This window comes from Paraperlucidibaca sp. (assembly GCF_982810325.1).
The window spans coordinates 2,961-7,693 of record NZ_CEYEMI010000049.1; the positions used below are offsets into that span (position 1 = coordinate 2,961).

Annotated in this window: 3 protein-coding genes; all 3 read left to right on the plus strand. The window is 50.3% G+C overall.

The window, feature by feature from the left end; all coding sequences use genetic code 11:
- Positions 1-656, plus strand: a 656-nt coding sequence (locus AC3DKE_RS10735; RefSeq protein ID WP_487990676.1) for an SDR family oxidoreductase, incomplete at its 5' end; no start/stop codon positions are given.
- A 43-nt stretch (positions 657-699) separates the two neighbouring features.
- Positions 700-2,418, plus strand: a complete 1,719-nt coding sequence (locus tag AC3DKE_RS10740) for an OmpP1/FadL family transporter (RefSeq protein WP_379070119.1) — start codon at positions 700-702, stop codon at positions 2,416-2,418.
- A gap of 160 nt (positions 2,419-2,578) precedes the next feature.
- A complete protein-coding gene (locus tag AC3DKE_RS10745) occupies positions 2,579-4,384 on the plus strand; it encodes a CocE/NonD family hydrolase (RefSeq protein WP_487990677.1) in 1,806 nt (601 codons plus the stop codon).
- The last annotated feature ends 349 nt before the right edge of the window (positions 4,385-4,733 follow it).

Sequence of the window (4,733 nt, forward strand, 5' to 3'; positions counted from 1 at the left end):
ATATTGCTGATTATGACGCGGTTTGTGCTTTTGCGCGTGATATTCACAGCGTACACGGCAGCATGGACGTGCTGATGAATATTGCCGGCATTTCCATTTGGGGCAGCATCGACCGCCTACAGCATGAGCACTGGCGCCAAGTCATCGAGATCAACTTGATGGGCCCGATTCATGTCTTAGAAAGCTTTGTGCCGAAAATGATAGAGGCCGGACGCGGCGGTCATATCGTTAATGTGTCATCGGCGGCGGGGCTGTTTGGCTTGCCGTGGCATGCGGCATATAGCGCTAGCAAATTTGGCGTGCGCGGCATTTCTGAGGTGCTGCGTTTTGACCTAGCTAAGCATGGCATTGGCGTGAGTTTGGTTTGCCCTGGCGCGGTCAACACGCCGCTGGTTGGCTCCGTCAATATCGTTGGTGTTGATCGCAGTAACCCTGAAGTTCAGGCGACCGTGAAGCGATTCCAGCGCCATGCAGTAACGCCAGAAAAGGCGGCACAGGCTATTTTGAAAGGCATTAAAAATAACCGCTATATGGTTTTCACTTCGCCAGATATTCGGGTGGGGTATTGGTTCCAGTGCAAGTTTGCACTGCCTTATGAGTTAGTGATGCGTTTGCTGAATCGCCAAGTGCGCTTGCTTGCTGAAAAGCACAGCTAATTAACAAAGCTCAACAATAAAAATAAAATAAGAGGTGAGCAAAGTGAGTACTCATTATCGCGTACTTAGTGGGCTATTTTTGCCACTAGCTTTAGGTGCTTCATCATTCGTATGGTCTGCGGGTGCTGAAGTCCCAGTCATTGCAATCAGCAGCCAAGGTACGTCGAATGCGAACTCTGCCGAGGCAAATGACGCATCGGTGTTGTTTTATAACCCTGCTGGCATGGCGCGCCTGCGTGGCACCAACGTGTCTCAGCCATTTGCGCTAATTGCGGCATCAACCAAGGTGGAAAATAAGGGCACCACGCGCGCTCAAGATATGGGGCAGGCGCCAGATACCGGGCCTACGGCAGACTGCAGTAAATACGATTGCATGAGTGCTGCTAATCCCAAGCCCGCAATGCCTGCTGTTGGCCCTCAGCCCGGCGGTATTTTTCCTGCCGTGCTGCCAGTAGGTGCTCTTTTTGCTACGACGCCGTACAACGACAGCATTAGCTTAGGCATTGGTGTTTTTTCGCCAGGCGGCGGAAACTTGAACTACAAGAGTGATTGGTTTGGCCGATATTTCATTGACAGCGTCGCGATTGAGACGATCAATATTAACCCATCGATGTCTATTCGCTTTGATGATAAGCACAGCATCGGCTTCGGCGTATCAGCAATCCTTGGTCATGCGAAATTCAAAAAACCTATCGATGTTAATAAAATTGCGCCATATTTGTTTAAGTCCATTATTAATAACAATAAAGGATTAATTGAAAAACTAAATGGCGACCTAGGCAGTCCGCTGCCCGTTGATGAGCTAGCTCCATTATTGGAAGGCATTGCTCAATTTGTGCCGGCAGGAGTGAAGGATTTGCTTATTCCTTTGTTTGCGGGTGGTGGCGTGCCAACTCTGGGGCAATTTAATGATGTTTTAATTCCTGCTCTTAATAACGTCAGCCTTACTGATCCAACGAGTACGTCATCCGCAACCGTCGAGGTTTACGGCTTGGGCTATGGCTGGAACTTGGGCTATATGTACCAGATGAGCGATAAATCACGACTCAGTGTTTCCTATCGCTCGGCATCGGATGTGCGCATGAATGGCGAGCTAGATTGGGATTTCTCTGATCTTCGAGCTAGTGAACTGGGCAATGTGGTGACCGGAGATTTGCCCGCATTCCTTAGCGAATACTATCGTCCGGATGTCGACGCAAGGTTGGTTTTCACCATCCCATCTAAGCTCAATATTGGCTTTTTTACCGAGCTAAACGATCGCTTAGACATGATGATGAGCTACACGTTTAATAAGTCTTCGGTGGTTGAAAGTTTGAGCGTCGAGCTTATCAATCAAACAACCGACACCAAGCAAGGGCCGGTCGTGCTTGCGCAAAACTGGCGCGACTCGTTTACGGCGGCGGTAGGTTTTAACTATCACTGGAACGACAAGCTCACGCTGCGTACCGGCCTTCAATTTGACCAAACGCCTATTTCTGGACCAACGGGTCGCCATCCCGGCCTTGCGGATAATGATCGCTGGATGACCTCGGTAGGCCTTGGTTACGAAGTCGATAAAAATACCTCCATCGATTTCGCCTATAGCTATATGTACATCATGCCCGGCATTTCGAATTATCACGAACGCTGCACTGGCACTTACTACGAAGGCTCGGCGGCACAGGGGGCGAGTGAATGTACTGCCGATGGTGGTACTTTTCGTGGTCGTTTCTACGACAGTCATGCGCATATATTGGGCTTGCAGTTTAACAAAAAACTTTGATTTTATAATGGCTTATGATAACTCCATCTAGGTGGAAACGATGATCGGTGTCCGAATTAGATATCATTTCTGTCTCGTTTCAAGCCCTGCGGAAAAGGCGGTTAGGCATATGCTGAAACACAAACTACGGGCTTTCCCGATAAAAGTGTCTGGAGGCTATATGCAAATTTTACGGTGGGCTTTGGCCGGTACAGTTACGCTTTTTTTAGTAGGTTGTGGTGGTGAGTCCTCCACGCCAAAAGCGCCACTAGCCGCAATCACAGATCCCGTCACAGATCCCGAGCCAGAAGTTCCATCGACGCAAGTTAAGAAAACGGTAACGTTTAAGGCCAGCGACGGTAAAAAACTTCAAGCAATTATCACCGCTGCTGATGAGCTAAAGCCGCGTCCACTTATTATTGAGTTCAGCCCCTACGGCTCAGGCTCGGCCGTGCCCGACTTCGGCCCCGCCTACAATCATGTGTTTGTTAATGCTCGAGGCACAGGCTCCAGCCAAGGCGTTTGGAGCGCCGTTGGCCCGCGCGATCAATTAGATGTTGCCGAGTTTCTCGAGTGGGCCTGCGATCAGCCTTGGAGTAATGGCCACATTGGTTTGTATGGTTTTTCGGCTAGCGCTATAGCTGTCTATAACTCCATGCATTTGCCGCTAGCGTGCGTAGATGCCGCTGCGCTCATGGCTGGCACTAACGATCTGTATCGAGATCTGCTTTTTCCTGGCGGCATGCAAAACATATTGCCCGCTATTGCCGTAGGTTTTGGTGTCGGCGCGCCATTATTAGCGAGTCTGCCCGATCGAATGATGGCAAATCCAGTGCCAATTGACTTGCTAGAGTCTGGCTTGGGCTTCTTGCTCGACCTCTTGCCAAATGCACTTTTGCTGCACCAATCTGAGGATGCCTACTGGCAGGCACGCACACAACGGCCTGGGCCAAATGTGTTTCCTGTGCTGGCGGACACTGGGTTTTATGATGTCGAATCACGCGGGCCATTCGAAAGCTATAAGATGCTGCGTGATCTTGGCGTGCCCGTTCATTTGCGAGTTTTTGGCGCACACGATGGCTTTCCGAAAAATGGGCCTGACCCATTCGTAGAATATAAGCGCTGGTTTGATCGCTATTTGCTAGGCATTGAAAACGGTATCGATAAAGAGCCGAAGGTGCAGATGCTGGTTGGCCACGGTAGCTATAAAGCATCGCTAGATGGCCAATTTACAAAAATCGATGCAACAGATTGGCCGGTGCCCGGCACACGTTGGCAGTCGCTGTATTTCGATGCCAGTCGCGGCGGTGGCGCAAAGTCTATCAACGACGGAAAGTTAGCTCCGGCGCCAATAAAAAAGAAAGCATTGCAGCCTTATCCTGCGCTCACATCATTGCCGACCGCTACCGATCCCAACACCACGGCGACAATTTATGGTGCCGGCGCTCCCCTATTTAGCGCGCTGCCATTTCTGACCGAGCTGGCGCTGATGGAGCCGCTATCGCTGACCTACACCACGCCAGTATTGACTAAGGATGTCGATGTGGTGGGCCCCGCTAGCCTAGAAGTGTACTTATCCATGCTGTTGCCCGACGGTGATATTCAAGCGGTAATCGCTGATGTATGGCCAGATGGCAGCGCTCATCCGGTAGCTGTTGGTCGCCTGCGAGCCGGCTATCCTAAGCTTGTTGAGGAGCGCACTGTGCGCGATAGTTCTGGCGAAGTCGTGCAGCCATATGCAGATTTCAGTAAGAAGTCTTACGCGCTACCGATGCAAAATAGAAAGTATCACGTAGAGTTTTGGCCTATCGGCAATCGCTTTCAAGCAGGCCATCGACTACGCGTGTATTTAACCGGCGCTGCCACGTATATGCTGCCAGTGCCCGGATTAAACGTTGTGTCTGTCGGTGGCGATGCTCCATCGCGACTATTACTGCCAGTTCTGCCTGCAAGCGATCTATTGGCAGCAATGCGCGCTGCTCAATAAGGCTGAGCAGGCAGTGCCAAAGAAAATGGTAGCCGAGCAGAGGGTTCTGAAAAGGGTACTGACAAGTTAACTTGCAGACTGAGATAGCTTGTCATCTATTGATATATTTGCGCTTTGCATCATTGGGTCATTTCTTGGCAAAGTTGCCAAACCCATGTGACAAAACAGATGGTTTTTAGTGCGTACGGATGCTAACTTGATACTCTGAAACCCGCATAAATACAGGCTAATGCAGCCAAATGCAGACGTGGGAAAGGATCTGTTAATCTTGGGTCACTGGTTCGAGTCCAGTTCGGGAGCCATATTTAACAAGCACTTAGCCTCAGCTCACGCTGGGGCTTTTTGCTTT